The following is a 25,220-nucleotide window of genomic DNA, read 5'->3' as shown; positions in this document are numbered from 1 at the left end:
CCAATTGATTGAAAGCTATTCTAAATAACAACGCTAAATGACAACAAAGTCCAGCGCCCGCAGGAAGCTGGCGGCCTGCGCGTGCGAGATCACCGCCCCCTTGAACACCGCCGCGTCCGACAATTTCAGGCCTTCGATGTCGGCCCCGCGCAGGTCCGCACCCTGGAATTTGGCCAGCTTGAGGGTGGCGTTGCGCAAGCTGCCGCCTTCGAAGACGGCGTCGCGAAAGTCGCAGCCGGCCAGGTAAGCGTCGGCGAAATCGAGCGCCTTCAAGCTTGCTTTTTTAAACGAAAAGCCGCGCAGGTCGGCGCCGACCAGCAGGCATTCCTCGAACAGCAGGCCCAGGTGCGCCACCTCCTCGAACGCGGCGCCGGTCAGCTTGCAGCCGCGGTAGCTGACCGACGCCAGCTTGGCGCGCCGCCACTTGGTGTTGTTCAGGTCGCAGCTATCGAAGCGGGCATCGACCGCATCGACCGATTCGAAATCGGCGCCGCCGGCGCGGCAGCGCTGCCAGACCGTGCGCGCCAGTTTGGCGGCAAACAGGTTGGCGCCGCCGAAGGTGCAGCGGTCAAAAGTACAGCCCTGCAGGTCGAGCCGCGCCAGGTCCTCGTCATCGAACATGCAGTGTTCGAAGTGACGGATGCCTTGCGCGAGGTGGTGTTCGAGTTCGGAGCGGTCCAGCGCGATGCCAGAGACGGTGGGGAGATTTGATGCCATCGGATGAGTCCTCAATGGCCGGCAGACGCATGGCGAAAATACCACCACGCATCCCCGGACGTTAGTCAAGATCGGCGCCGTGGGTCCGCTGTGCGGGAGCATGTCACTTGGCGTGACACTTGCCGGGTTACCAACCGGCTTGCTCATTTTCGACTCGGCGCTATTTTAACCGCATCGGGTGTGCGTGTGTGACCAGTCCTGCGCGGGCTGTCCTACAATGCCTTCAAATTAACCCGGGGGAATACTCGTGGAACATGAAGTCGATATCATCCGCCAGCTCGACGACCAGGAAGAAGTGCTCCAACGCGCCCGCCTGCGTACCATGCAGCTGGTCGCCGTCGGCCTGCTGTTGCTGGCTGCCCTGCTGTTCGCGCTGGCCCGCTGGCAGCGCCACGCCCATCCGGCCTGGGGCTACCTCGAAGCGTTTTCGGAAGCGGCCATGATCGGCGCGATCGCCGACTGGTTCGCGGTGGTGGCGCTGTTTCGCCATCCGCTCGGGATTCCGCTGTGGCACACGGCCATCATCCCCAACAGCAAGGAACGCATCGGCAAAAGCCTGGGCAAGTTCGTGGAAAACCATTTCATTACCGAAGCGGCCATCAACGCCCGCCTGCGCGAGGTCGATATTGCCGGCAAGGCGGGCCGCTACATGCAGGTGCCGGCCAACGCCGCGCGCCTGTCGCAGTGGACCGGCCCGGCGCTGGAAAAGCTGCTGCACGCCCTCGATCAGGACAAGATGCGGCGCATGGTGTGCGACACCGCCACCCGCGAACTGGCGCGGCTGGACCTGGCCAGCCTGGCCGGCGACTGCATCGATGCGCTGATCGCCGAAGACCAGCCGCAGCACCTGGTCGATTTGCTGCTCGACCAGCTGGGCGAGTACCTGTCGCACGAGGAGAACCACGAAACCATCGGTAACATGGTGCAAAGTGCGGTCAATACCGACAGCTCGGTGGTCGAATACGCGCTGCATAAAGCCATGCCGCGCCTGATCCGCTCCACCATCCGCAAGGTGGCCGACGTGCGGGTGGACCGCAACCACCCGCTGCGCGCGCGCCTGGGCGCGTGGATCGCCGAGAGCGCGCTGCGCCTGAAGGCCGACCCGCAGTGGCAAGACGCCATCGGCCGATACCAGCACGACGCGCTGGCCAGCGACAAGATCCAGCACATGCTTGCCGGCCTGTGGGACGCGCTGCGCGCCCGCGTACTGGCCGACCTGCACACCGATAACCCGGGCGTGCCGGCGGGCGTGCAAAAGCTGGTGGAAAAAGCCGGCCATATGCTGACCGAAAACGACGACCTGCGCGCAGGCCTGAACCGCCTGCTGGAGGCGGGCAGCGCGCAACTGGTGCGCAATTATCGCGGCGAAGTGGGCCTGTTCATCGAAACCCAGCTGGCCAGGTGGACCCGCGACGAAATGAGCAAGCGCATCGAACTGGCCATCGGCCGCGATTTACAGTTCATCCGCATCAATGGCACGGTGGTTGGCGGCCTGGCGGGCGTGGTGATTCATGTGATACTGCAGGTCACCAGCTAAAGGCTGGCAGCGTGCGCCAACATGCTTTACCATGCGGGGTCTTCCATCCCTCCATGCTCAATGAGACCAGCTGACGATAGGTTCTTCACCCGCCGCCTGATTGCGGCCGCCCTGCTGGCATTGCCGCTGGCGGCCCTGGCCGATCCCGGCCACGTCCACGAGCTCACGCCCGCCAGCGCGGATACGCTGACCGTGGTCGGTCCGTGGGAACTGACCGGCATCGAACCCTCGCGCAGCGGGTTCATGTTCACCCGCATGGAGGTGACGCAAACCCTGCTCGACGTCGATGACGCCGGCCATTTGCGCGCTGGCGCCGCCAGCAGCTGGGAAGTGTCGAGCGACCAGCGCGAATGGCGCTTCTTCATCCGCCAGGGCAACCGCTTCCACGACGGCTCTCCCCTCACCGCCAATACGGCGCTGGTGTCGTTGCGGCGGGCCCTGAAAACGCCGGGGGTGCTGCAACTGGCCGGTATCACCGACCTGTACGCGGAGCGCGGCGCCGTCGTGGTGCGGCTGCGTAAGCCATTTGCGCCGCTGCCGTTCCTGTTCACCCAGTACAGCACGCAGTTGCTGGCGCCGTCCTCGTTCAACGCGACCGGGCGGGTGACCGCCATCGTCGGCAGCGGTCCGTATCGGATCAAGTCGATCACGCTGCCGCAGATGTTCGAAACCGAATTCGCCGACACCTGGAACGGTGACGCTCCGGCCGTGCGGCGCGCGCGCTACATCAGCGTGTCGCGCGCGGAGACGCGGGCGCTGATGGCGCAAAGCCGCCAGGCCGATCTCGCTTTTACGCTCGACCCACCCAGCATCCGCCGCCTGCAACGCCAACAGGGCGTGTCGCTGGTGGCGCAGAATCTGCCGCGCACCACGTTCCTGAAACTGAACGCCGCTCACCCATTCCTGCGCGATGAACGTGTGCGCCAGGCGATCAGCCTGGGCGTGGAGCGCGACGGCATCGCCCGCGCGCTGCTGCGCGACGCCGACCTGGGCGCCACCCAGCTGTTCCCGCCCGCGCTGGCGCAGTGGCACCAGACAACGATGGCGCCGTTGCGCACCGATCCCGCCGCCGCCCGCGCGCTGTTACAGCAAGCCGGCTTCGCGCCCGGCGCCGACGGCATTCTTTGGCGCGACGGGCGGCGTTTCGCCATCACGCTGTACACCTTTGTCGATCGCCCCGAGCTGCCGCTGATCGCGTCCGCGATCCAGGAAGAGATGCGCCAGATCGGCATCGCCGTGCGGGTGGTCGTCGGCAATTCGAGCGACATCCCGGCCGGCCACCGCAGCGGCTCGCTGGAAATGGGACTGGTAGCCCGCAACTTCGGCACCACGCCCGATCCCACCGCCACCATGGTCGGCGACTACACCAACGGTGGCGGCGACTGGGGCGCCATGAACTGGCACGATGCCGCGCTCGACGCGGCCCTGGCGCGCCTGTCCACCGGCGAAGCGCCGGGCGCGCAGAACGCCGACCGCGCCGCCGTCGCCGCGCGCCTGCAGGCGTCGCTGCCGGTAATCCCGGTAGTCTGGTACCGCCAAACCATCGCCGTCTCGAGCCGCGTACGCAACGTGAGCATCGACGCCTTCGAACGCAGTTACCGCATATCGGACATCAAATGGCATCCCTGACACCCTGGCTAGATACCGCGCGGCGCTGGTCGCCGCTGCTGGGCCGGCGCCTGCTGCAAGCGTTGCTGGTGGCCCTGCTGGTCGGCACGCTGTGCTTTTTCATGACGCGCTGGCTGCCCGGCGACACCGCGTTCCGCATCGCCGCCGGCCGCTACGGCTACGACATGGTCGATGCCGCCGCCGCCGAAGCGGTGCGGGCGGAACTGGGCCTGAACCGGCCCGCGCTGGCGGCGCTGGCCGACTGGTGGGGCAAACTGGTGCGCCTCGACCTGGGCCTCTCGCTGGTGACGGCGCAGCCGGTGATCACCGAAATCGGCCACCAGCTGGGGCAAACCCTGCGCCTGTCGTTCTGGGCGGTGCTGCTGTCGGTGCTGCTGGGACCCATCCCCGGCGTGCTGGCGGGCTTGCGCCCGGGCGGCTGGTTCGACCGCGCCACGCTGGCGCTGTCGGTGCTGTTGCGGGCGATGCCGCCGTTCGTGCTGGGACTGGTGCTGGTGCTGGTGTTTTCGGTGGAACTGAACGCGCTGCCGGCCGCCGGCCACATGGACCAGGGCAGCGTAGCGCTGCCGGCGCTGACATTGGCGATCGGCCTGGCTGCAGTGTCATCGCGGGTGGCGCGCGACGCCATGGTGGCCGTGCGCGGCAGCGCCTATTATGCTTTCGCACTGACCAAGGGCCTGTCGCCGTGGCAGGCGCTCACGCGCCACGGCGTGCGCAACGTCGGCGCGCCGGTGGTGGCCTACGTCGCGGTACAGCTGGTGTACCTGGTGGAAGGGGTGGTGCTGGTGGAAACCATCTTCGCCTGGCCCGGCATCGGCCACGCGCTGGTGCACGCCATCTTCGGGCGCGACGTGCCCATGATCCAGGGCACGGCGCTGGTGCTGGGCCTGATGTTCGTGCTGTTTAACGCGCTGGTGGACGTCGCGTGCGCCGCCATCGACCCGCGCCGCCGTCCGCAATGAGTGCCATGACCAACCAAGAGACTCCCGACCTGCACGACGCCCTGCTGGCAGCGAGCCCGCCACGGCGCCGGTCCGCCGCGCGCGTGCTTGGCGCCGTCATGCTGATCGCGATTGCGGCATTTGCACTGCTGGGCCCCTGGCTGATCGGCGCCGATCCGGCGCGGCAAACGCTGGCGCGCTTCCTGGAGGCGCCCAGCCTGGCGCACCCGCTGGGACTCGATCACCTGGGCCGCAGCATGCTGGCGCGCCTGGCCGAGGCCTCGCGCCTGTCGCTGTCGATGGCGCTGCTGAGCGTTATGAGCGCGGCCATTCCCGGCACCGCGCTGGGCCTGCTGGCGGCCTGGCGCGGCGGCTGGGCCGAGCGCATGCTGACGGCCTTTGCGGACGCCATCCTGGCCCTGCCCGGCCTGCTGCTGGTGCTGCTGCTGGCCGCCTTTGCGCCGGGCCAGTTCTGGCCGCTGTACGTGGGCATCTCGCTGGCGCTGTGGGTGGAATACTTCCGCGTGGTGCGGGCCGCAGCCACCATCATGCTGGCCAGCCCGCAGGTGGAGGCTTCGCGCCTGCTGGGCTTCGACGCTTTGTACATCGTGCGCCGCCACCTGCTGCCGGAACTGTTGCCGCGCCTGTGGACCTTGATGCGTTTCGGTTACGCCGGCGCCGTGCTGGCCATGGCGGCGCTGGGCTTCATCGGCGTAGGCCTGCAACCACCGACGGCGGAACTGGGCGTGATGATGATCGAACTGCTGCCGTATTACAGCGAGGCGCCGTGGCTGGTCGGCGCCCCCATTTTCATTTTGTTCGCGACCTTGCTGGGCATGATCCTGCTTGGCAGCGGAAAAGACACATGACCGATACCCTCTCGAATTCCGCGCACCTGGCCGTGCACGGCCTGGCGGTCGGCGCTGTTGGCCAGGCGCTGGTGCAAGCCATTGACCTGCACATTCCCGCCGGCGGCGTGCTCACCCTGCTCGGTGAAAGCGGCTCCGGCAAGTCGCTGCTGGCGCAAGCCATCATGGGCAACCTGCCGGCTAACCTCACCTGCAGCGGCACGGTGGAAGTGGGCGCGCATCGGTCAAACGCAGCGGACCTGAAGGCACGGCGCGCGCTGTGGGGCCGGCAACTGGCGCTGCTGCCGCAGGAGCCATGGCTGGCGCTCGATCCGACCATGCGCGTGGCGCGGCAGATCGCCGAGGTGCACGAACTGGTGGCGGGCATGGCGCCCGAGGTGGCGGCGCCCACCGCCCAGGCCGGGCTCGATGGCCTGGGCATGGGTGGCGCCGGCAACAAGTATCCGTTCCAGATCTCGGGCGGCATGGCCCAGCGCGCGGCTTTCCTGGCCACCCACGCCGCCGGCGCGCCGGTGATGATCATCGACGAACCGACCAAGGGCCTGGACGCCGACCGCCGCGCCGACGTGCTGGCCGTGCTGCGTGCGGCCATCGCCGACGGCCTCACGCTGCTCACCATCACCCACGATGTCTGGCTGGCGCGCCAGTTGGGCGGCCAGGTGGCGGTGATGCTGGGCGGCGCGATCGTCGAACAGGGCGACGCCGCCACCGTGCTGGCGGCGCCCGGCCACGCCTACACGCGGCGCCTGCTGGCAGCCGAACCGGCAGCCTGGCCGCGCCTGGCGCCGGTCAAAGCCATCGACGGCCAGGTACTGGTGGAGATCGAGAGCGTGGCCAAGCGCTTCGGCGCCCAGCACCTGTTTGCCGGTGTAACGGCGCAGATCCGGCGCGGCGAATTCATCGCCGTGACTGGCCCCAGCGGCTCCGGCAAAACCACGTTCGGCAATATCGTGCTGGGCCTGCTGCGGCCCGACAGCGGCACGGTGACCCGAGGCGCGGGCCTGGCGCGCACGGCGTTCCAGAAGATCTACCAGGACCCGGCGGCAGCATTCGCGCCAGCGGTCACCTTGCGGCAGTCGCTGCAGGATGTGATCGCGCTGCACAATCTGTCGTGGGCCGAGCTGGACACCTTACTGGCGCGGCTGCGCTTGCGCCCCGCGCTGCTCGACCGCCTGCCGTCGCAGGTCTCGGGCGGCGAGTTGCAGCGCTTTGCGCTGGCGCGGGTTCTGCTGCTGCGCCCTGCCCTGATCTTCGCGGATGAACCGACCTCGCGGCTCGACCCGGTCACCCAGCAGGAAACCCTGGCGCTGCTGGCCGAACACGCGCAGGAATTTGGCTGCGCGGTGTTGCTGGTCACCCACGACGCCGGTATTTCGGCCCGCATGGCCACCAGGGTGATAGGCTTGTCGCATTCTCCTTGATCCCCCACGCTCATGCCAGCCATCCTGCTCGAAGTCTGTGTCGATCAACTTGCCGGTCTGGCCGCCGCCGTCGCCGGGGGGGCCGACCGCATCGAATTGTGTTCGTGGCTGGCACTGGGCGGTCTCTCGCCCAAACAGGAGCTGCTGCAACTGGCCGGCGCCAGCCCGGTGCCGGTGGTGGCGCGGATCCGCCCGCGCGGCGGCGACTTCTGCTTCGATGCGGTCGAGGTGCAGCTCATGCTCAACGATATCGACGCGGCCGCGCACGCCGGTTTGCAAGGCGTCTCGCTCGGCGCCACGCTGCGCGACGGCCGGCTCGACCAGGCTACGCTGGCGCGCCTGGTAGCGCGGGCCCGCGACCACGGCCTGGCGTGCACCCTGCACCGCGCCATCGACATCAACCCCGACCTGGCGCAGGCCACCCGGCTGGCGATCGATCTCGGTTTCGAACGCATCCTCACGTCCGGCGGTGCGCCGGCCGCCGGCCAGGGTATCAATGGCCTGCTGCGTTGCTTCGATGCGGCGGCGGGCCGCATTGCCATCATGCCCGGCGCCGGCATCGACGCCGCCAACATCGCCCGCCTGCGTGAAAAATTGCCGCTCACCGAGGTGCACGCGTCCTGTTCGCTGCCGGCGCCAGGCACCGCCGAGGGGCGCGCCACCAGCATCGCCAAGGTGGCGGCGCTGGTGCAGGCATTGCGCTGATCGGTTGCCTGCCCCACAGACAAATCCTGCGCCGACGCCTAATATTGCCAGAGGCGGTGCGCTCCGTCACCATCGCACCGCATCGGAGAAACCGGCATGCAATCGACCCACTGGTTCATCCTCATCGGCTTGCTGATGCTGGCGCGCGGCATGGCCGCCACCACCATCTCGCGCTCGCCGTTCACATCCGCCATCGTCTATCTTGGCGTGGGCCTGGTGCTTGGCCCAACGGTCCTGAACCTGTTTCACTTCGAGCCATCCGACGAATCGGGCCTGCTGGAAGTGCTGACCGAAGTCGCCATCTTGGTCTCGCTGTTCTCTGCCGGGATCAAGATGCCGGTGCCGTTCAGGCGCGCCAACTGGGATGCGCCGCTGCGCCTGGCCTGGATCTCGATGATCTTCACGGTGGTGCTGGTGGCTGCGTTTGGTTTCTTCGTGCTGGGACTGCCCGTGGGTGCTGCGATTCTTTTGGGCGGCATCCTGGCGCCGACCGACCCGGTGCTGGCCACCGACGTGCAGATCCGCCACGCCGGCGACACCGACCGCCTGCGCTTTACCCTTACCTGCGAGGCCGGCATGAACGACGGCAGCGCTGCGCCGTTCGTTTTCCTCGGCCTGGGCGTGCTGGGGCTGGACGAAACGGCCGGACAGCCCTGGCGCTGGCTGTTCGTCGATGTGTTCTGGGCCGCGCTCGCTGCGGTGGCGATCGGGGTGTTCTTCGGCGCCGTCACCGCGCGCCTGACCTGGCGCCTGCGCATGATCAAGCCGCGCCACGACATCATGGACGACCTGGTGGGGCTGGGGCTGATCGCGGTGGCCTACGGCGTCGCCACGCTGGTGCACGCGTGGGGCTTCCTGGCGGTGTTCTTTGCCGCCGTGGCGCTGCGCCAGACCGAGTTGATGATGGCCGGCGCACCCAAAGACCAGGAAGGATTGCTGGAGCCAGATACCGGCAAGTCGCAGGTGGCCCTCGACAGTGACAGCAACGAAGCGCCAATGACTGTCAGCACCGAATCGCTGGTCTTCAAGGAACACCTGGAACGGCTGTCGGAACTGACTTTGGTGGTGCTGCTCGGCGGGATGATTTCGCTGCAGGAGATCAGCTGGCAGGCCGTGTTCATGGCCGCCTTCCTGTTCTTCATCGCGCGGCCGGTGGCCGTGTTCCTGGGACTGGCCGGCAGCGCCGCGCCGCTGCGGCTCAAGGCGATGACCGCGTGGTTCGGCATCCGCGGCATCGGTTCGATCTACTACCTGGTGTTCGCCATCGAGGCGGGCCTGGCGCCCGACCTGGCCGCGCAACTGACCAACATCGTGCTGTTTACGATCATGCTTTCCATCGTGGTGCACGGCTTGAGCGTCAAGCCGCTGATGAATACCGTGTGGCGGGAGTAATAATCAAATGCCTTCAAGGCTGAGCGCGCGGACCGCACTCCTGAGCGACACGTAGAGCTGCGTGCGTTGTTCCGGCGTCATGTCGGGGAACATGCGCAGTTCCACCGCGCGTACCTTGCCGTCGCACTGCCCCAGGATCGCGTGGCCCGCCGGCGTGAGCTGGATCTGGATGATGCGGCCATGCGAAGGATCGGGCGAGCGCTCGATCCAGCCTTTCGCCTCCATCTGCTTGACCATTTCGTTGGCCGACTGCGGCGACACCATGGTGCGCGTGGCCAGTTGCGCGTTCGAGAGCGCGCCCTGGGCCCGGAATACCGATAGCGCGGTGTACTGCGGCACCGTCACGCCAGCCGGCGCGCAGCAGTCGCGCAGGCGTTTGCCCAGCACGTGATCGAGCCGGCCCACCAGGTAGGCAAGGCCCAGCGGCCTGGAATCGTCGGAAGGGTTCGGAGCGTGTTCAACCATGGCGATAAAATTTTCTTGTAATTCGGAAGACGTGAGTATAGTATAAGTTCCATATCAGGTAGCCTGATACTGCAACATTAAACCTACATTGGAGAACAACATGTCGAAATACGCAGCGCGCTGGGAAACCGTCAAAGTGGACGTGGAGGCCGGCATCGGCTGGATCACCCTCAATCGCCCCGACAAGCGCAATGCCATGAGCCCCACGCTCAACCGCGAAATGATCGACGTCCTCGAGACGCTGGAACTGGACGAGGATGCGCAAGTGATCGTGCTGACCGGCGCCGGCGACGCCTGGACCGCCGGCATGGACCTCAAGGAGTACTTCCGCGAAAACGACGGCAAGCCCGAAATTTTCCAGGAGCGCCTGCGCCGCGATTGCTCGCAGTGGCAATGGAAGCTGCTGCGCATGTACGCCAAGCCCACCATCGCCATGGTCAACGGCTGGTGCTTCGGCGGCGCATTCTCGCCGCTGGTCGCCTGCGACCTGGCCATTGCCGCTGACGAAGCAGTGTTCGGCCTGTCCGAAATCAACTGGGGCATCCCGCCCGGTAACCTGGTCAGCAAGGCCGTTGCCGACACCATGGGCCACCGCCAGGCGCTCCACTACATCATGACCGGCGACACCTTCACCGGCCAGGAAGCGGCGGCCATGGGCCTGATCAACAAGAGCGTGCCACGCGCCCAGCTGCGCGACGAAGTGACTGCGCTGGCCAACAAGCTGCTGGAAAAAGCGCCGGTGGTGCTGCGCATCGCCAAGAACGGCTTCAAGCGCTGCCGGGAACTCAATTGGGACCAGAACGAGGACTACCTGTACGCCAAGGTCGACCAGTCGAACTACCGCGACCCGGAAAAAGGCCGCGCCCAGGGCCTCAAGCAGTTCCTCGACGATAAGACCATCAAGCCAGGTCTGCAAACGTTCAAACGTGGTTAAATTCTAAAAAAATAACAAAGGAGACAACCATGTTTGATATCGACCTGCTCATCGGCGGCAGCACCCACGCCGCCCAGGACAACGCCACCTTCGAGCGCCGCAACCCGGCCAGCGGCGAAGTTGTTACCCGCGCCGCTGCCGCCCAATTGGCTGACGTGGACAAGGCCGTCAAGGCGGCCAGCGACGCCTTCCCCGCCTGGTCTGCGCTCAACCCCGGCGCGCGCCGCACGCTGCTGCTCAAGGCCGCCGATGCCATGGAAAACCTGCGCGCCGAGTTCGTCGCGCGCGCCGTGGCCGAAGCGGGCGGCAGCCCGATGTGGTACCAGTTCAATGTGACGCTGGCCGCCAACATGCTGCGCGAAGCAGCATCCATGACTACCCAGATCAGCGGCGAAATCATTCCGTCCGACGTGCCAGGCTCCCTGGCCATGGGCGTGCGCCAGGCTGCCGGCGTGGTGGTGGGCATCGCGCCGTGGAATGCACCGATTATCCTCGGCACCCGCTCGATCGCCATGCCGCTCGCCTGCGGCAACACGGTGATCTTCAAGGCGTCGGAACTGTGCCCCGGCCTGCACCGCCTGATCGGCACGGTGTTCGAGCAGGCCGGGTTCCCGGCGGGCGTGGTCAACGTGATCACCAATGCCCCGGCCGACGCGCCGGCCGTGGTCGAACGACTGATCGCCGCGCCTGCCGTGCGCCGCGTGAACTTTACCGGCTCGACCAACGTGGGCCGCATCATTGCCCAGCATTGCGCCAGGCACCTGAAACCGGTGCTGCTCGAACTGGGCGGCAAGAACCCGCTGCTGGTGCTGGACGACGCCGACCTCGATGAAGCGGTGGAAGCTGCAGCATTCAGCGCCTTCTTCAACCAGGGCCAGATCTGCATGTCCGCCGACCGCATCCTGGTCGACAACAAGGTCGCCAGCGCGTTCCTCGACAAGCTGGCTACCAAGACCGCGACACTCAAGGCGGCCCACGCCGATGCACCGCTGACCGGCATGATCGACGCCGCCGCGGCTACCCGCGTGGCCGCCATGCTCGATGATGCGCGCCAGCGCGGCGCTACCGTGACCCAGTCGTCCAGCGCGGTGGCAGGCAACCTGCTGCAACCGGCCATCGTCGATGGCGTCACGCCCGAAATGCGCGTGTACCAGGAAGAGTCGTTCGGCCCGATCGTCTCGATCCTGCGCTTCGACTCCGACGAGGAAGCCATCCGGCTGGCCAACGACAGCGAGTACGGCCTGTCATCGGCCGTGTTCAGCCGCGACATCGGCCGCGCCATGGCCGTGGCGCGCCAGATCGAATCGGGCATCTGCCACATCAACGGCCCCACCGTGCACGACGAGGCGCAGATGCCGTTCGGTGGCGTCAAAGGCAGCGGCTACGGGCGCTTTGGCGGCAAGGCGGCCATCGCCGAGTTCACGGAGCTGCGCTGGATCACCATCCAGACCACGCCCCGCCACTACCCGATCTGACAGGAGCTCCGCATGAATCAGTCTATCAATGCGGAGATGACCAGCGGAACAGTGAAACGGCGCCCGGTCAAACTGGGCAATCCCGAGATCGCAACCTGGCAGGACGACGGGTTGTGGCACGTGGACGCCGTCACGCCGCTGGACGCCTATCCGCCGCGCGTTACCGACCGCCTGGAATCGGGCGCCGCGCTGCATCCGGACCGCACCCTGGTTGCCCGCCGTGGGCTTGACGGCGAATGGATCCGTATCAGCTACGCGCAAATGCTGGACCGCGCGCGCCGCATCGGCCAGGCGCTGCTGGACCTGGGCCTGTCAGCCGAGCGGCCGCTGGTCATCCTGTCCGGTAACGACCTCGAACACTACCAGCTGGCGCTGGGCGCCATGTATGCCGGCGTGCCGTTCGCGCCGGTGTCGCCGTCGTATTCGCTGGTGGCCACCGACTTTAACAAGCTGGCAGACATGCTGGAGCGCCTGACGCCGGGCGCCATCTATGCCAGCGACGGCGCTGCGTTCAGCCGCGCCATCAACGCCGTACTGCCAGCGTTGCCGGACGACGTGCGGCTGGTGGCGGCGCAGGGCGAGGTGGCAGGACAGGCTGCGCTGAGTTTCGCCGCGCTGCTCGAGACCACGCCTGCTTCGGTGGCAGCGGCCCATGCGCAAGTGGGCGAACACACCATCGCCAAGTTCCTGTTCACGTCCGGCTCCACCAAGAAGCCGAAAGCAGTGATCACCACCCACGGCATGTTGTGCAGCAACCAGCAAATGCTGCTGCAAAGCTTCCCGTTCATGGGCGAGGACCCTCCGGTGCTGGTGGACTGGCTGCCGTGGAACCACACCTTCGGGGGCAGCCACAACGTCGGCATGGCGCTCTACAACGGCGGCACCTTGTACCTGGACGACGGCAAGCCGACGCCGCGCGACTTTGGCGCCACGCTGCGCAACCTGGCCGAGATTGCGCCCACCATGTACTTCAACATCCCCAAGGGCTTCGAGATGCTGACCGACGCCATGGAAACCGACGCCAGGCTGTCCGCCAACTTCTTCTCGCGCGTGAAGCTGTTCCTGTGCGCGGGCGCCGGCCTGTCGCAGGCGGCGTGGGACCGACTCGACCAGGCGGGGATTCGCCAGACCGGCGAATCGATCCGTATCATCACTGGCCTGGGCATGACCGAAACTTCGCCATCGTGCACGTTTGGCACCGGCGCCATCATCAAGGCCGGCTACGTCGGTGTGCCGGTGCCCGGCTGCAAAGTGAAGCTGGTGCCGGTGGGCGGCAAGCTGGAAGCGCGCTTCAAGGGTCCGCACGTGATGCCCGGCTACTGGCGCGCACCGGACCTGACGGCCGACGCCTTTGACGAGGAAGGCTATTACCGCACCGGCGACGCGCTGCGGTTCGCCGACCCGGAACGCCCGGAACTGGGATTCATGTTCGACGGCCGCATTGCCGAGGACTTCAAACTCGACACGGGCACGTTCGTCAGCGTAGGACCGCTGCGCGCGCGCGTGATCAGCGCAGCCACGCCGTACGTGCTCGACGCAGTGGTTACCGGCATCGACCGCAGCGCCATTGGCCTGCTGGTGTTCCCGCGCCTGGAGCACTGCCAGAACCTGGCCTGCCTGGGCGAAGGCGCTACTGCGGCCGAAGTGCTGGCCAGCGCGCCGGTACGCGAGTGGTTCCGGCAACTACTGCAAAAGCTGAACCAGGACGCCAGCGGCTCGTCGATGCGCATCGACCGCCTCCTGCTGCAAGCGGAGCCTCCCTCGATCGATCACCGCGAGCTCACCGACAAGGGCTCGATCAACCAGGCGGCGGTGCTCACCCGCCGCGCCGCCATCGTCAACGCCTTGTATGAAGGGTCGGATCCACAAGTTATCACCGCTGCATAAACCAACTAAAACGACGGAGACAATATGAAAATCATCAAACTGGCCACCATCAGCATGACGGTAGGCGTGGCAATGCTGACCATGAATGCGGCAAGCGCGCAGGACACCATCAAGGTCGGCGTGATCGCCGCGCTGACCGGCCCGTTCGCCAACATCGGCAAGCCGTTCGAAGATGGCATCAAGACCTATATGCAGCAGTACGGCAGTACCGTGGCCGGTAAAAAAATCGAGATCATCTACCGCGACGACGGCGGCAGCAACGCCGACCTGTCCAAGCGCGCGGCGCAGGAACTGATTTCGCGCGACAAGGTGCAGTTCCTGGTCGGCTTCTCGCTCACGCCAAGTGCGCTGGCGGTGGCGCCCATCGCCACCAAGGCCAAGATCCCGATGATCGTCATGAACGCGGTCACCACCGGCATCACGTCGAAGTCGCCGTACATGCTGCGCACCAGCATGACCATGCACCAGATGACCGAACCGTTCGGCACCTGGTCGGGCCAGAACAAGGTGGGCAAAGTGTATACGCTGGTGAGCGACTACAGCACCGGCCACGACGCCGAGGCCAAGTTCGTCAAGGGCTTTACCGCTGCCGGCGGCAAGGTGGTGGGCTCGGCCCGTTCCCCGCTCGCCAATCCCGACTACTCGCCGTTCATCCAGCGCATCAAGGATGAGAAGCCGGACGCGCTGTTCTTCTTCGCGCCCGGCTCCGAGGACGGCACTGCGCTGCTGAAAGCCTTCAGCGACAAGGGGCTGGACAAGGCCGGCATCAAGTTCCTGGGCGTGGGCGACATGACCAGCGACTCGCCAACGCTGGAAGCGCTGGGTGACCGCGCGCTGGGCGCCATCACGGTACTGAACTACTCGACCGCGCTGGACAACCCGGCCAACAAGGCCTTCCTGGCCGCCTACGCCGCCGCCCTGCCCAACCGCCCGCCGCCGACCTTTGTGACCGTGGCCGCCTACGACACCATGGCCATGATTTACGAGACTGCGCGCAAGCTCAAGGGCGACGTCAACGGTGACGCAGCGGTCAAGGTCATGAGCGGCATGAAGCTCGACAGCCCGCGCGGCCCCATCAGCATCGACCCAGCCACCCGCGACATCGTGCAGAATATGTACATCCGCGAAGTGCGCAAGGTGAACGGCAAGCTGCAAAACCAGCCTATCGGCACCTTGAAAGACGTACCGCCGCAGTAAATCCCCAGCAGTCGTCCACGCCAGGTCCGACGCAGCCACAGACGCTGCGCGGACCTGCTCGTCCCATTGTTTGACAAGAACCGAGGAGACACCATGCAACCCACGCTCAAACTATCCATTATCGCTCCCGGCCTGCTGCTGGCCGCCTGCTCCGGCAGCGGCTCCGGCCTGGGCGCAAGCACGCCCGCCGGGCCGGTCCTGCCGCAACTGGCCGCTGCCAGCGGCGCCACGCTGGCGTCGTGCACCGACCTGGCGACAAAAATCCGGCTGGCCAACACCACCATCACCGCCGCCAACGCCGTCGCCGCCGGTACGCTCGCCATCGCCGGCAAGCCGGTGCCGGCGCACTGCCAGGTCACCGGCCGCATGTTCGACCGCGTGAGCACCGTCGATGGTCAGCGCTACGCGATCGGTTTCGAGATGCGCCTGCCCACCAACTGGAACGGCCGCTTCTTCTACCAGGCCAACGGCGGCCTCGATGGTTCGGTGGGCACCGCCACCGGCCCGGTGGGCGGCGGCGGGCCGCTCGACAGCGCGCTCAACCAGGGCTTCGCCGTGATCAGCTCCGACGCCGGTCACAGTGCGCCCACGCCGTTCTTCGGCGCCGACCCGCAGGCACGGCTCGATTACGGCTACCAGGCCGTGGGCAAGCTCACACCGATGGCCAAGAGCCTGATCGAAACCGCCTACGGCAAAAAGCCGGACCGCTCTTACATCGGCGGCTGCTCCAACGGCGGGCGCCACGCGATGGTGGCTGCAGCGCGCTACGCCGACCAGTACGACGGCGTGTTGGTCGGCAATCCCGGCTACCGGCTGCCGCTGGCGGCAGTGGCCAATATCGCGGGCGGCAAGGCCTATGCAGGTCTGGCGACCACCGCCGGCGATCCGTCCACCGGTTTCACGGTCGCCGAACGCACGCTGGTGTCCAACGCGGTGCTGGCCAGGTGCGACGCGCTTGACGGCGCCACCGACGGTTTGGTGCAAAACACCCAGGCCTGCCAGGCCGCGTTCGACCTCAATCGCGACGTGGCCACCTGCACCGGCGCGCGCGACGGCAGCTGCCTGAACGCGGCGCAAAAGACCACCATCGGCGGCCTGTTCGCCGGCGCCACCACCGCCAGCGGCACCAGGATCTATGCCAGCTTCCCGTACGACGCGGGCCTGGCCACGAGCGACTGGGCCGGCTGGAAGTTCGGCAGCCCCGCCACGCGCGACGCCGGCGCCGTGGGCCTGGTATTCCAGGCGCCGCCGGAGAACGGCGCCACCTTCGACGGCGCCGCATTCGTGCGTGACGGCGACCTGGCCTCCATGCTGGCCAAGGTGGGCGCTACCAGCGGACTGTTTACGGAAAGCGCGCTGTCGTTCATGGTGCCGCCCAACCCGACCGACCTGTCCACGCTGAAAAATCGCGGCGCCAAGATGATGGTGTATCACGGCACCAGCGATCCTATCTTCTCCAGCGACGACAGCGCCGCCTGGTACGACGGCCTGCGTACCGCCAACGGCGGCGACGCATCCAACTTTGCGCGCTACTACCAGGTGGCAGGCATGAATCACTGCTCGGGCGGGCCTAGCATCGACCAGTTCGACATGCTCACGCCGCTGGTGAACTGGGTGGAAAAAGGCGTGGCGCCCGACAGCGTGACCGCCAGCGCGCGCGGCGCCGGCAATGCCGGCGGGGTGAACGCCAGCGTGCCGGCGGCATGGGCGCCAACCCGCACCCGGCCATTGTGCCCGTACCCGAAAACCGCCAAGTACAAGGGCAGCGGCAGCATCGAGGATGCGGCAAACTTCAGTTGCGCTTGACGGCTCGGTTAGCTGGCTAACAGATTGCCCCGGTGACTACGGTCTATGCTGGATGCTCCACTTTCGGTAAAGGAAACATCATGACCAAGCGTATCGGCAACAAGCACATCGCCCAGCACCGGGGCAAGGACGAACGGCGCCTGATCAAGGCCAGCAACATCGCGGCGGAAGCGGTCAAAAAGGAAGCGGCACGGCTCAAGTACCGCAACTCGGTGAAAAACCAGCCGCCGGTTTGAGCCGCAAGTTTGAGCCGCAACGCTGAGATTCGTCATTCCCGCGCAGGCGGGAATCCAGTTTTGCGCGAACATTGTTGGCCACCGCGATAGCCAGCAGTGCTCAACGACATTGGATTCCCGCCTTCGCAGGAATGAAGGTGGCAGTCGTTAACTCCCAGGCATACGCCTCAAATATGGCGCCGTTCTGCTTTGCTGGTTCTTCGCCAGCTCCCCCGGCAACCCCGCAAACACGATCGCCCCGCCCTCCTCGCCCGCACCCGGTCCCACGTCGATTACCCAGTCACTGGCCGCCAGCACCTGCATATTGTGCTCGACCAGCACTACCGTGTTCCCCGCATCGACCAGACCATGCAACTGCGTGAGCAGCAAATCGATATCGGACGGATGCAGCCCGGTGGTCGGTTCGTCGAGCACGTACAACGTATCGCCCCGGCTGGCGCGCTGCAATTCGGTCGCCAGCTTGATGCGCTGCGCCTCGCCGCCCGATAATTCGGTGGCCGGCTGGCCCAGTCGCAGGTAACCGAGTCCCACCGCGCGCAGCACGTCGAGCGCATGGCGCAACGGCGGCTGGTCGGCAAAGAAGTCCGCTGCCGCATCGACGGTGAGTTTCAATACCTCGGCGATATTGCGGTCGTTGTAGCGCACCGCCAGCGTTTCCGGGTTGTAGCGCGCTCCTCCGCATTCGGGGCACGGCGCATACACGCTCGGCAGGAACAGCAGTTCAACCATCACGAAACCTTCGCCGGCACAGTTGGGGCAACGGCCCTTGGCGACGTTGAACGAGAAGCGACCGGCATCGAACTTGCGTGCACGCGCCGCGCGGGTGGCCGCAAACAGCTTGCGCACATGGTCGAACAGGCCGGTGTAGGTGGCCAGGTTGGAGCGCGGGGTGCGGCCGATCGGCTTCTGATCGACCTGCACCAGGCGCCGCACGCCTTGCATGCCCTTCACGATACGACCCTTGAGTGGGCTTGCATCGGTGGCGTCGAGCATGGTATCGCCGCCTTCCGGCTCGGTATCGACAGTGTCCTGGCCCAGCTGCGCACGCACCAGCTGCACCAGCGCCTGGCTCACCAGGCTCGATTTGCCGGAGCCGGACACACCGCTCACGCACGTCATCACCCCTAGCGGAATATCGACATCGACGCCGCGCAGGTTGTTGCGCTCGATGCCGCGCAATTGCAGGGCGCCGGTTGCCGTGCGCGGCGCCCGGGGATCGCGTGCCATGCGCTCGAACAGGTAGCCGGCCGTACGCGATTCGGCCACGCCGCGCAGGCCTTCCGGCACGCCGCTGTAGAGCACCTTGCCGCCCTGCTCGCCCGCCTGCGGTCCCACGTCGACGATCCAGTCGGCGTGGCGGATCACGTCCAGCGCATGTTCCACCACGAACAGCGAATTACCGGCAGCCTTCAGCCGGTCGAGCGCGCGCAATAGCGCTTCGGTGTCGGCCGGGTGCAGGCCAGCGGACGGTTCGTCGAGCACATACACCACCCCGAACAGCGACGAACGGACGGCAGTGGCCAGCCGCAAACGCTGCAGTTCTCCCGGCGACAAGGTGGGCGTGCCACGCTCCATGCTCAGGTAGCCGAGGCCCAGGTCCAGCAACACGCCAAGGCGCGCCAGCAGGTCCTCGGCAATACGCTGGGTGACGATGGCTTTCTCCGGGTGCTTTGCCGCGTCCTTTGCCTTGACCGCGCGGCCTTCCGCGTACGGCAGCAGCAGTTCGGCCAGGCGTTTTAACGGCAGCCGGCCGATCTCGGTGATGTCGTGTCCGCAGAACGTTACCGAAAGCGACTCGGTCCGCAGCCGCTTGCCATGGCAGGTCGGGCAGTCCATGCCCACCAGGTACTGCGCCACGCGCCTTTTCATGATCGGGCTCTCGGTGCCGGCAAAGGTTTGCAGCACGTACTTGCGCGCGCCGGTAAACGTACCCTGGTAGCTCGGGGTGTCCTTGCGCTTCAAGGCGCGCTTCGTTTCTGCCGGCGTCAGGCCGCCGTACACGGGCACCGTGGGCTGCTCATCGGTAAACAGTATCCAGTCGCGCGCTTTTTTCGGCAGGTCGCGCCACGGCGTATCGACGTCGTACCCGAGCGTGACCAGGATATCGCGCAAGTTCTGGCCGTGCCAGGCCGTGGGCCAGGCAGCGACAGCACGCTCGCGGATGGTGAGGCTGTCGTCGGGCACCATCGACTGCTCGGTCGCTTCGTACACCCGGCCCAGGCCGTGGCACTGCGGGCACGCGCCCTGCGGCGTATTGGGCGAGAACGATTCGGCGTACAGCAGCTCCTGCCCCGCCGGGTAATCGCCAGCACGCGAGTACAACATGCGCATCGAATTCGACAACGTGGTCACGCTGCCCACCGACGAACGCGTGGTGGGCGCGCCGCGCTGCTGTTGCAGGGCCACGGCGGGTGGGAGGCCGTCGATGCTGTCCACCTCGGGCACGGCCATCTGGTGGAACAGCCGGCGCGCATACGGCGACACCGACTCCAGGTAGCGGCGCTGCGCTTCGGCGTACAGCGTGCCGAATGCGAGCGACGACTTGCCGGAGCCGGATACGCCGGTAAATACCACCAGCGCGTTACGCGGAATATCGACATCGACGTTTTTCAGATTATGTTCGCGCGCACCGCGCACGCGCACGTGACCGTTGTCGACGGCAGTGATACTTGGTTTGGACTTGGACATGGCAACACTTCAAGGAAGATATGCCTGACATTATCGGCCAGTGACCGGGCCGCTCTGGTTGGGCAGTGGGTCCCGGCGTACGGCAGCGAACATACGAGGTGGCATAAAGGCAAAAAGCACGCCCGTCCCGGATTCGCTTCACTTTTCGGGATGGCGTGCTAACCTGAAGTTTCTAGAGCGCTTATCATGGCCTCCAGAGCAAGGCGCAGCGACGAAGACGGTACGGCTGTACGGCGAGGCGCTGCAACGCAGCTATGGAGGCTTTGTCAAGCGCTCCTACCAAGGGAGGAGATATGCCAGCTTCACACGACACTTATGTTCGCCGGCAGGGCTTGAAGAAGACTTACGATATCGAGTACACGGCGCTGCGCTACAAGATTTCACTGGGCGGTAAAGTCCTCAAGGACTACCGCCTGCCGCTGCAAGTGGGAGTGATCACCGATGCCGACGCCGTCTGGCACAAGGCGGTCACCGATGTCGAGCACTTGCGCGGCATGAGGGAGAGCTAGTCAGCTCAGGCGGCAAGTCCCAGCCATACACCGGCCAGCGAAATGGCTGCGCCAGCGGCGCGCAGCCAGTTGCCACGCGCCTGTACCGCGCGTGCCAGTCCCAGGCCCGACGCGTGCAAAGCTGCGCTGGCCGCCACGAAACCGAGGCCGTACAGCAGGCCGCTGCCCATGGCGGGCATTTCCACGCCGTGCGCGTAACCGTGGCACAGCGCGAACACGCCTACCGCCAGCGCCGCCGGCGCCGTCTTGAGTTTCACGGCAAAGCCGACCAGGAGACCGAGCAGCAGCACCGATGTGACGATGCCCGCTTCGGCCATCGGCAAGACGAAGCCACTGGCGCCAAGCACACCGCCCATGGCCAGGAAGCCGACAAAACTGGCCGGCAGCAGCCACTGCGCGCGACCGCCGAGTTGCGCTGCCCACAGGCCCACGGCTACCATGGCCAGGATGTGATCGAGGCCGGTCAGCGGGTGCATCAGGCCGGCGACGGCGCCTTCGGCATGGCCCGGATGCGCCATGGCGCTGCCGCTGGCGGCCAGCGCCATGATGAAGAACAGTTTGCGTTTCGAATTCATGGTTTCCCCTTTTGATTGAATAAATTGTTCAGTTCCACTTGGTCCCGGTACGTTCCGACAGCAGCGCGGCGATCTTGCCGCGATTGATGTGGTAACCGATAAAGACCAGTTGCGAGCGCGATGTCGTGGCGCGTTCGCGGTCGCGATGAATCGAGACGCGCGTGCGTACGCCCTGCACCAGCATGGCGCCATCCCCGTCGCTGCTTTGCACGTAACCCTTGCTGCGCAGGATGGGTTCAATTCTTGCAGCCTCCGACACCGCCTGCGACAGCTGGTCGGCATCCTGCGGCGCATCGCTGCGCAGCACGAACGACAGCCAGCCCGGATCCTGCTCGTGGAAATGCTTGTGGGTGGCCAGGCCATGGCTGTGCGCACCGAGGCCCGAATGGGCGTGGCCATTGAGCCGCGTTTGCACGGCCAGCGGCGTGGCATCCTGCGCTGGCATGGTGGCGACTGGCGCATACACGTGCGCGTGTTCGATGCGGGTGGGCTGGTGCAGGCGCAAGCCCAGCGCCAGGCGGATATCGAGCTGCGCGTTATAGGCCAGCTCGAGGAAGCGCACCTTGGGCGCACGCTGGCGCACCCGGGTTTCGGCCCCCAGCAGCGCGTCTTCATCGATGCCGTCGATCTTGTTGAGCACTACCACGTCGGCGTATTCAAGCTGCTGGTCGAACATGGTGGCGGCCGGCGCGTGGGCGGCATCGTGTTCGAAGCGGTCCGAGAGCAGCAGCGGCGTATCGACCACGGCCAGCGTGGCGTCGAGAATGAAATGCTCGGCCAGTTCCGGACTTTGCAACTGTTCCATCACGGCCGTGGGCAGCGCCAGGCCGGACGTTTCGATCAGCACGTGGTCGATCTGGGCGCGGCGTGCGGCCAGTGCCAGCATGGCCGGCACGAACAGCTCGTCGTCACCGTAGGCGATCAGGCCGTGGGCGAAGTCCTGCACGTGCACCTGCGTGTCGGTGCCCACCGTGTCTCGCACCATGGCGCCGTCCACCGAGATTTCGCCGAACTCGTTGATCAGCAAGGCCAGCCGACGCGTCTGGCGACGCTCGACCAGGCTGCGCAGCAGCGTGGTCTTGCCGGCGCCGAGAAAACCGGTGACGATGGTGACAGGGATCAGCTGCTTCATGCCGTGGTTGGCCCAGGCGTGAGTTCGCGCAGCACGTCGGCTGCATTGGCAACCAGCGCCGGATAGTCGAGCTGAGGGCGCGCCACCACCAGCAGCGGTATGCCCAGCGCCTTCGCTGCCTGCACCTTGGCCCGGTAGCCGCCGGCGCCGCCCGAATCCTTGGTGACCACGCAGTCGATACCCCAGTCGCGCCACAGCGCCGTATTGAATTCGGCCGAGAACGGGCCCTGCATGGCGCAGATGCGCTCGCGCGGAATGCCCAGCGCCAGCGCGCGTTCGATCAGCTCCGGTTCGGCAGTCTGGCGCACGAACCATTGCTTGTCAGCCGCGCCCGGGGTTTGCATGAAGGTCGCCAGGTCTTTCGATCCCGTCGCCAGGAAGATGCGCTGGCCCTGCGCGACTGCGCGCGCTGCCGCCTCCTCGATCGACGCGCACGATAGCCCATCGTGCGGCGCGTATTCGCTCGGGCGCTCGAAGCGCAGGTAAGGTATGCCCAGCTCCTGCGACAACGACATCAGTTGTTCCGACATATTGCGCGCATACGGATGGGTGGCGTCGAGCAGTACGCGCGCGCCCTTGGCGTTCAATACGCGCCGGCGCGCTTCCACGCCCTGGCGGCCAGACCAGATGGCCACGCCCGGGCAATCCTGGCGCGCGATCTCGCCGCCATGGTCGCTGGCGGCGGACACCACCACCGGGCCGATGCTGGCCGCTGCCAGGTCGGCCGCCAGCGCATTGCCGTCGCTGGTGCCAGAGAACACCCACACGGCGTTGTCCGGCAACTGGTCTTCCTGCTGGGTCTTTGCTCCTTCCGGTTGCGCCCAGTCGTTATAGCCGCGCGGCGTAAAAATCTGGCCGCGCTTCCTGGCGGTGAACCGGTTGCCGACCACGATGGTGGTCAGCATGTCGAATTTCAGGCCCGGCAGTTCGTCGAGGCGATAGATGTCCACCTGCTGGCCCGGACGGTACGCATTGCGCACCACGCCGCACAGGGTGCCCGGCGCCTTCGACTCGAGCATCAGTTGCAGTACGCGGTACACGCCTTCCTGGCGGCTGGCGCTCTGCACGTTGTACATCACGCAGGCCAGGTCCGCCTGGGCGATGTGGCGAGCACGGTGCTCGATCCACTCCCAGGGACACAGCAGATCGGACAGGCTCAGCGTGGCAAAGTCGTGCGACAGCGGAGAGCCGAGCAGCGAGGCGCAGGCATTGGCCGACGTCACGCCCGGCACCAGGTTCACCGCATAGGTATCGTCCTCGCGCATTTCCTCGTACGCCAGCGCGGCCATGGCATAGATGCCGATGTCGCCACTGGAAATCAGCGCGACTCTGGCGCCATTGCGCGCATGTTCGATCGCCAGCTGTGCGCGCTCGCGCTCCTGCGTGAGCGGCGGACTGAAAATCTGCTTGCCCTCGATATGGGGCGCGATCCAGCGCAAGTACAACTCGTAGGCGACGATCACGTCGCTGTCACGCAGCGCGGCAATCGCGCGCGGAACGATCAGGTCCTCGTAACCGGGGCCCACCGAAACCAGGTTCAACACACCACTCATCAAATTTCCATCCATTTATCCAATACCACTGCGACGGCGACGCCGTCGAGGCTCATCTTCGGCACCAGCAGCGCGCCACGCGGGCTGGCTACCAGGGCGCAGGGTTCGCACACCCCGTTCAGTCCCACGTTCTGTTGTACCCAGTCCGACGGCGTGGTCACCCACGGCCGCGCCGCCAGCGTGGCGCGCGCGAACACCCGCAGCGGCAGATCGTGCTGCAGGCAGAACGCCAGCAAGCCCGGCTCCTGCGCCTTCAGGTCCACCGTCGCCACTTCGCGCACGTCGCGCATGCCATAGTCGCCGGCGGCCAACAACGCCTTGACGACGGCAGCTTCAATCCGTTCGGCCGGCACACCCTTGCGGCAGCCGATACCGACCGTCAGCGGCTTGAGCGCTTCGGTGGCGGTGGTGACCACCGGCGTCGCACCGACCACGTTGGCCACCCGGTAGGCCAGGATATTGCCGCCGCCTTCGTGGCCGGACAACAGCGCCACCGCGTGGCGCGCCGCTTCGTCGATCACCACCACGGCGGGATCGGTATGTTTATCGACCGGCAGGCCGTCGAGAAAGCGCACCGCGATGCCGCTGGCGGCCACCATGATCCACTGCGCATGGCGGCGGTAGCTTGCCGCGAACTGGGTTTTCTGTGCTACTTCCGGCTGCAGCCACGGCCGGTAGATGTCGCCGCCCAGGCGCGCCTGCAAGGCAGCCGCCAGCGCATCCCCTTCGGGACGCACCAGCCAGATGCCGAGCGGCGCTGCAGCCGACTGCGCTGTCATGCGGCTTCCTCGTCCTTTTTCACCACCCGGAACAGGTGCGTAAAATCTTTCGAGTACAGGCTCGATTCAGCCGCCATACCCTTATCGAGCGCCGCGCCGACCAGCATCATCGTGGTCAGGTTCCAGGCGCCGCGCTTGGTCTCTTCCAGGATCGTGCCCAGCGTGCCGGTGTAGCTGCGCTCTTCGGGCCAGGTGGCGCGGTGTACCAGGCTGACCGGCGTTTCAGGCGGATAGTGGAGCAGCAGGTCGGTGACGATTTTTTTCAGGTGCGGGCCGGACAGGAAGATGCACATGGTGGCGCGGTGCTCGGCCAGGCGTGCGATCGATTCGAGTTCCGGCACGGCCGAGGCGCGGCCCGACACGCGCGTGAGGATCACGCTTTGCGACACTTCCGGCTTGGTCAGCTCGGTGCCGATGGCCGCCGCGGCTGCCGTGAACGACGACACACCCGGCACGATCTCGTACGCGATGCCCAGCGCTTCGAGGCGGCGCATCTGCTCGGCGGTGGCGCCGTAAATGGCCGGATCGCCCGAGTGCAGGCGCACTACATCGATATCCTGTTCTTTCGCGCGCACGTAGCAGGCCTGCTGCTGTTCCAGGTCCATCTGTGCGGTGTCGAGCAGTTCGGTACCGGGCGCGCAGTGGGTGAGCAACTCCACCGGCACCAGCGAGCCGGCGTACAGCACCATGCGCACGCTGCCCAGCAGGCGCGCGCCGCGCAGCGTGATCAAATCGGCAGCGCCAGGGCCGGCGCCTACAAAATATACCTTCAT

The 25,220-nt window shown here is 66.3% G+C and carries 22 protein-coding genes; 14 read left to right on the top strand and 8 right to left on the bottom strand.

Annotated elements, in window-relative coordinates; translation table 11 throughout:
• Positions 1-33: 33 nt before the first annotated feature.
• Entirely contained in the window at positions 34-717 is a 684-nt protein-coding gene (locus DUPY_RS05935) for a pentapeptide repeat-containing protein (RefSeq protein WP_070246909.1), read from the bottom strand.
• Between the two features lie 247 nt (positions 718-964).
• On the opposite strand from DUPY_RS05935, the gene DUPY_RS05930 reads away from it, so the two are divergent.
• From DUPY_RS05930 to DUPY_RS05900, 7 genes are all read left to right on the top strand, one after another.
• Positions 965-2,254 (top strand): DUF445 domain-containing protein, encoded by a 1,290-nt coding sequence (locus DUPY_RS05930; protein ID WP_070246908.1) that lies wholly within the window; start codon positions 965-967, stop codon positions 2,252-2,254.
• A 60-nt stretch (positions 2,255-2,314) separates the two neighbouring features.
• The gene (locus DUPY_RS05925) at positions 2,315-3,883 is read left to right on the top strand and encodes an ABC transporter substrate-binding protein (RefSeq protein WP_070246907.1); all 1,569 of its coding nucleotides are present in this window, start codon (positions 2,315-2,317) and stop codon (positions 3,881-3,883) included.
• Entirely contained in the window at positions 3,871-4,845 is a 975-nt protein-coding gene (locus tag DUPY_RS05920) for an ABC transporter permease (RefSeq protein WP_070246906.1), read from the top strand. Before DUPY_RS05925 ends, DUPY_RS05920 begins: the two co-directional genes overlap by 13 nt.
• Before the next feature lie 5 nt (positions 4,846-4,850).
• Positions 4,851-5,693, top strand: coding sequence for an ABC transporter permease (locus DUPY_RS05915; RefSeq protein WP_070246905.1), 843 nt, complete (start codon positions 4,851-4,853; stop codon positions 5,691-5,693).
• Positions 5,690-7,114, top strand: coding sequence for an ABC transporter ATP-binding protein (locus DUPY_RS05910; protein WP_070246904.1), 1,425 nt, complete (start codon positions 5,690-5,692; stop codon positions 7,112-7,114). The genes DUPY_RS05915 and DUPY_RS05910 overlap by 4 nt, the downstream gene beginning before the upstream one ends.
• A 12-nt stretch (positions 7,115-7,126) precedes the next feature.
• Positions 7,127-7,819 (top strand): copper homeostasis protein CutC, encoded by a 693-nt coding sequence (locus tag DUPY_RS05905; RefSeq protein ID WP_070246903.1) that lies wholly within the window; start codon positions 7,127-7,129, stop codon positions 7,817-7,819.
• A 96-nt stretch (positions 7,820-7,915) separates the two neighbouring features.
• Entirely contained in the window at positions 7,916-9,211 is a 1,296-nt protein-coding gene (locus DUPY_RS05900; protein ID WP_070246902.1) for a cation:proton antiporter, read from the top strand.
• A 3-nt stretch (positions 9,212-9,214) separates the two neighbouring features.
• Here the strand turns inward: DUPY_RS05900 and DUPY_RS05895 are convergent, their stop codons facing one another.
• Positions 9,215-9,676: a MarR family winged helix-turn-helix transcriptional regulator gene (locus DUPY_RS05895; RefSeq protein WP_070246901.1), complete on the bottom strand. Its 462-nt coding sequence runs from the start codon at positions 9,674-9,676 to the stop codon at positions 9,215-9,217.
• 100 nt (positions 9,677-9,776) lie between these two features.
• Between DUPY_RS05895 and DUPY_RS05890 the strand changes: the two genes are divergently transcribed.
• The 6 genes from DUPY_RS05890 to DUPY_RS28330 all read left to right on the top strand — a co-directional run bounded on the left by DUPY_RS05890 (position 9,777) and on the right by DUPY_RS28330 (position 17,211).
• Positions 9,777-10,610: a p-hydroxycinnamoyl CoA hydratase/lyase gene (locus tag DUPY_RS05890; protein WP_070246900.1), complete on the top strand. Its 834-nt coding sequence runs from the start codon at positions 9,777-9,779 to the stop codon at positions 10,608-10,610.
• Between the two features lie 29 nt (positions 10,611-10,639).
• Positions 10,640-12,085, top strand: coding sequence for an aldehyde dehydrogenase (locus DUPY_RS05885; RefSeq protein ID WP_070246899.1), 1,446 nt, complete (start codon positions 10,640-10,642; stop codon positions 12,083-12,085).
• Between the two features lie 12 nt (positions 12,086-12,097).
• On the top strand, positions 12,098-13,972 hold the full coding sequence (locus tag DUPY_RS05880) for a feruloyl-CoA synthase (protein WP_070246898.1): 1,875 nt from the start codon (positions 12,098-12,100) through the stop codon (positions 13,970-13,972).
• A gap of 24 nt (positions 13,973-13,996) precedes the next feature.
• Positions 13,997-15,169: an ABC transporter substrate-binding protein gene (locus tag DUPY_RS05875; RefSeq protein WP_070246897.1), complete on the top strand. Its 1,173-nt coding sequence runs from the start codon at positions 13,997-13,999 to the stop codon at positions 15,167-15,169.
• 93 nt (positions 15,170-15,262) lie between these two features.
• Positions 15,263-16,975: a tannase/feruloyl esterase family alpha/beta hydrolase gene (locus DUPY_RS05870; RefSeq protein WP_070246896.1), complete on the top strand. Its 1,713-nt coding sequence runs from the start codon at positions 15,263-15,265 to the stop codon at positions 16,973-16,975.
• 80 nt (positions 16,976-17,055) lie between these two features.
• Positions 17,056-17,211, top strand: coding sequence for a hypothetical protein (locus DUPY_RS28330; protein ID WP_167359037.1), 156 nt, complete (start codon positions 17,056-17,058; stop codon positions 17,209-17,211).
• 147 nt (positions 17,212-17,358) lie between these two features.
• Here the strand turns inward: DUPY_RS28330 and DUPY_RS05865 are convergent, their stop codons facing one another.
• Positions 17,359-19,899, bottom strand: a complete 2,541-nt coding sequence (locus DUPY_RS05865; protein ID WP_070246895.1) for an excinuclease ABC subunit UvrA — start codon at positions 19,897-19,899, stop codon at positions 17,359-17,361.
• Between the two features lie 293 nt (positions 19,900-20,192).
• Here DUPY_RS05865 and DUPY_RS27750 point away from each other — a divergent pair, with 293 nt between their 5' ends.
• Positions 20,193-20,408: a hypothetical protein gene (locus DUPY_RS27750; protein ID WP_141749434.1), complete on the top strand. Its 216-nt coding sequence runs from the start codon at positions 20,193-20,195 to the stop codon at positions 20,406-20,408.
• A gap of 5 nt (positions 20,409-20,413) precedes the next feature.
• On the opposite strand, the gene DUPY_RS05860 is transcribed toward DUPY_RS27750, so the two are convergent.
• The 5 genes from DUPY_RS05860 to cobM are packed head-to-tail and all read right to left on the bottom strand — an operon-like array spanning position 20,414 to position 25,220.
• Positions 20,414-20,983 carry a HupE/UreJ family protein gene (locus DUPY_RS05860; RefSeq protein WP_070246894.1) on the bottom strand — a complete coding sequence of 190 codons (570 nt, stop codon included), beginning with the start codon at positions 20,981-20,983 and terminating at the stop codon, positions 20,414-20,416.
• A 28-nt stretch (positions 20,984-21,011) separates the two neighbouring features.
• Entirely contained in the window at positions 21,012-22,115 is a 1,104-nt protein-coding gene (locus tag DUPY_RS05855) for a CobW family GTP-binding protein (protein WP_070246893.1), read from the bottom strand.
• Entirely contained in the window at positions 22,112-23,668 is a 1,557-nt protein-coding gene (cobJ, locus tag DUPY_RS05850; RefSeq protein WP_141749433.1) for a precorrin-3B C(17)-methyltransferase, read from the bottom strand. Before cobJ ends, DUPY_RS05855 begins: the two co-directional genes overlap by 4 nt.
• Positions 23,668-24,447, bottom strand: coding sequence for a cobalamin biosynthesis protein (locus tag DUPY_RS05845; RefSeq protein WP_070246891.1), 780 nt, complete (start codon positions 24,445-24,447; stop codon positions 23,668-23,670). The genes cobJ and DUPY_RS05845 overlap by 1 nt, the downstream gene beginning before the upstream one ends.
• Positions 24,444-25,220: a precorrin-4 C(11)-methyltransferase gene (cobM, locus tag DUPY_RS05840; protein WP_070246890.1), complete on the bottom strand. Its 777-nt coding sequence runs from the start codon at positions 25,218-25,220 to the stop codon at positions 24,444-24,446. Before cobM ends, DUPY_RS05845 begins: the two co-directional genes overlap by 4 nt.

The sequence above is a fragment of the Duganella phyllosphaerae genome (assembly GCF_001758785.1).
Classification (GTDB): domain Bacteria; phylum Pseudomonadota; class Gammaproteobacteria; order Burkholderiales; family Burkholderiaceae_D; genus Rugamonas; species Rugamonas phyllosphaerae.
Note: the sequence above shows the minus strand (reverse complement) of the source record. Positions and strands in the feature narration are given on the sequence as shown.

Coding starts and splice junctions, on each gene's coding strand:
- DUPY_RS05935 (WP_070246909.1), bottom strand. CDS start 717: ATGGCATCAAATCTCCCCACCGTCTCTGGCATCGCGCTGGACCGCTCC.
- DUPY_RS05925 (WP_070246907.1), top strand. CDS start 2,315: ATGAGACCAGCTGACGATAGGTTCTTCACCCGCCGCCTGATTGCGGCC.
- DUPY_RS05920 (WP_070246906.1), top strand. CDS start 3,871: ATGGCATCCCTGACACCCTGGCTAGATACCGCGCGGCGCTGGTCGCCG.
- DUPY_RS05915 (WP_070246905.1), top strand. CDS start 4,851: ATGACCAACCAAGAGACTCCCGACCTGCACGACGCCCTGCTGGCAGCG.
- DUPY_RS05910 (WP_070246904.1), top strand. CDS start 5,690: ATGACCGATACCCTCTCGAATTCCGCGCACCTGGCCGTGCACGGCCTG.
- DUPY_RS05905 (WP_070246903.1), top strand. CDS start 7,127: ATGCCAGCCATCCTGCTCGAAGTCTGTGTCGATCAACTTGCCGGTCTG.
- DUPY_RS05900 (WP_070246902.1), top strand. CDS start 7,916: ATGCAATCGACCCACTGGTTCATCCTCATCGGCTTGCTGATGCTGGCG.
- DUPY_RS05895 (WP_070246901.1), bottom strand. CDS start 9,676: ATGGTTGAACACGCTCCGAACCCTTCCGACGATTCCAGGCCGCTGGGC.
- DUPY_RS05890 (WP_070246900.1), top strand. CDS start 9,777: ATGTCGAAATACGCAGCGCGCTGGGAAACCGTCAAAGTGGACGTGGAG.
- DUPY_RS05885 (WP_070246899.1), top strand. CDS start 10,640: ATGTTTGATATCGACCTGCTCATCGGCGGCAGCACCCACGCCGCCCAG.
- DUPY_RS05880 (WP_070246898.1), top strand. CDS start 12,098: ATGAATCAGTCTATCAATGCGGAGATGACCAGCGGAACAGTGAAACGG.
- DUPY_RS05875 (WP_070246897.1), top strand. CDS start 13,997: ATGAAAATCATCAAACTGGCCACCATCAGCATGACGGTAGGCGTGGCA.
- DUPY_RS05870 (WP_070246896.1), top strand. CDS start 15,263: ATGCAACCCACGCTCAAACTATCCATTATCGCTCCCGGCCTGCTGCTG.
- DUPY_RS28330 (WP_167359037.1), top strand. CDS start 17,056: ATGACCAAGCGTATCGGCAACAAGCACATCGCCCAGCACCGGGGCAAG.
- DUPY_RS05865 (WP_070246895.1), bottom strand. CDS start 19,899: ATGTCCAAGTCCAAACCAAGTATCACTGCCGTCGACAACGGTCACGTG.
- DUPY_RS27750 (WP_141749434.1), top strand. CDS start 20,193: ATGCCAGCTTCACACGACACTTATGTTCGCCGGCAGGGCTTGAAGAAG.
- DUPY_RS05860 (WP_070246894.1), bottom strand. CDS start 20,983: ATGAATTCGAAACGCAAACTGTTCTTCATCATGGCGCTGGCCGCCAGC.
- DUPY_RS05855 (WP_070246893.1), bottom strand. CDS start 22,115: ATGAAGCAGCTGATCCCTGTCACCATCGTCACCGGTTTTCTCGGCGCC.
- cobJ (WP_141749433.1), bottom strand. CDS start 23,668: ATGAGTGGTGTGTTGAACCTGGTTTCGGTGGGCCCCGGTTACGAGGAC.
- DUPY_RS05845 (WP_070246891.1), bottom strand. CDS start 24,447: ATGACAGCGCAGTCGGCTGCAGCGCCGCTCGGCATCTGGCTGGTGCGT.
- cobM (WP_070246890.1), bottom strand. CDS start 25,220: ATGAAGGTATATTTTGTAGGCGCCGGCCCTGGCGCTGCCGATTTGATC.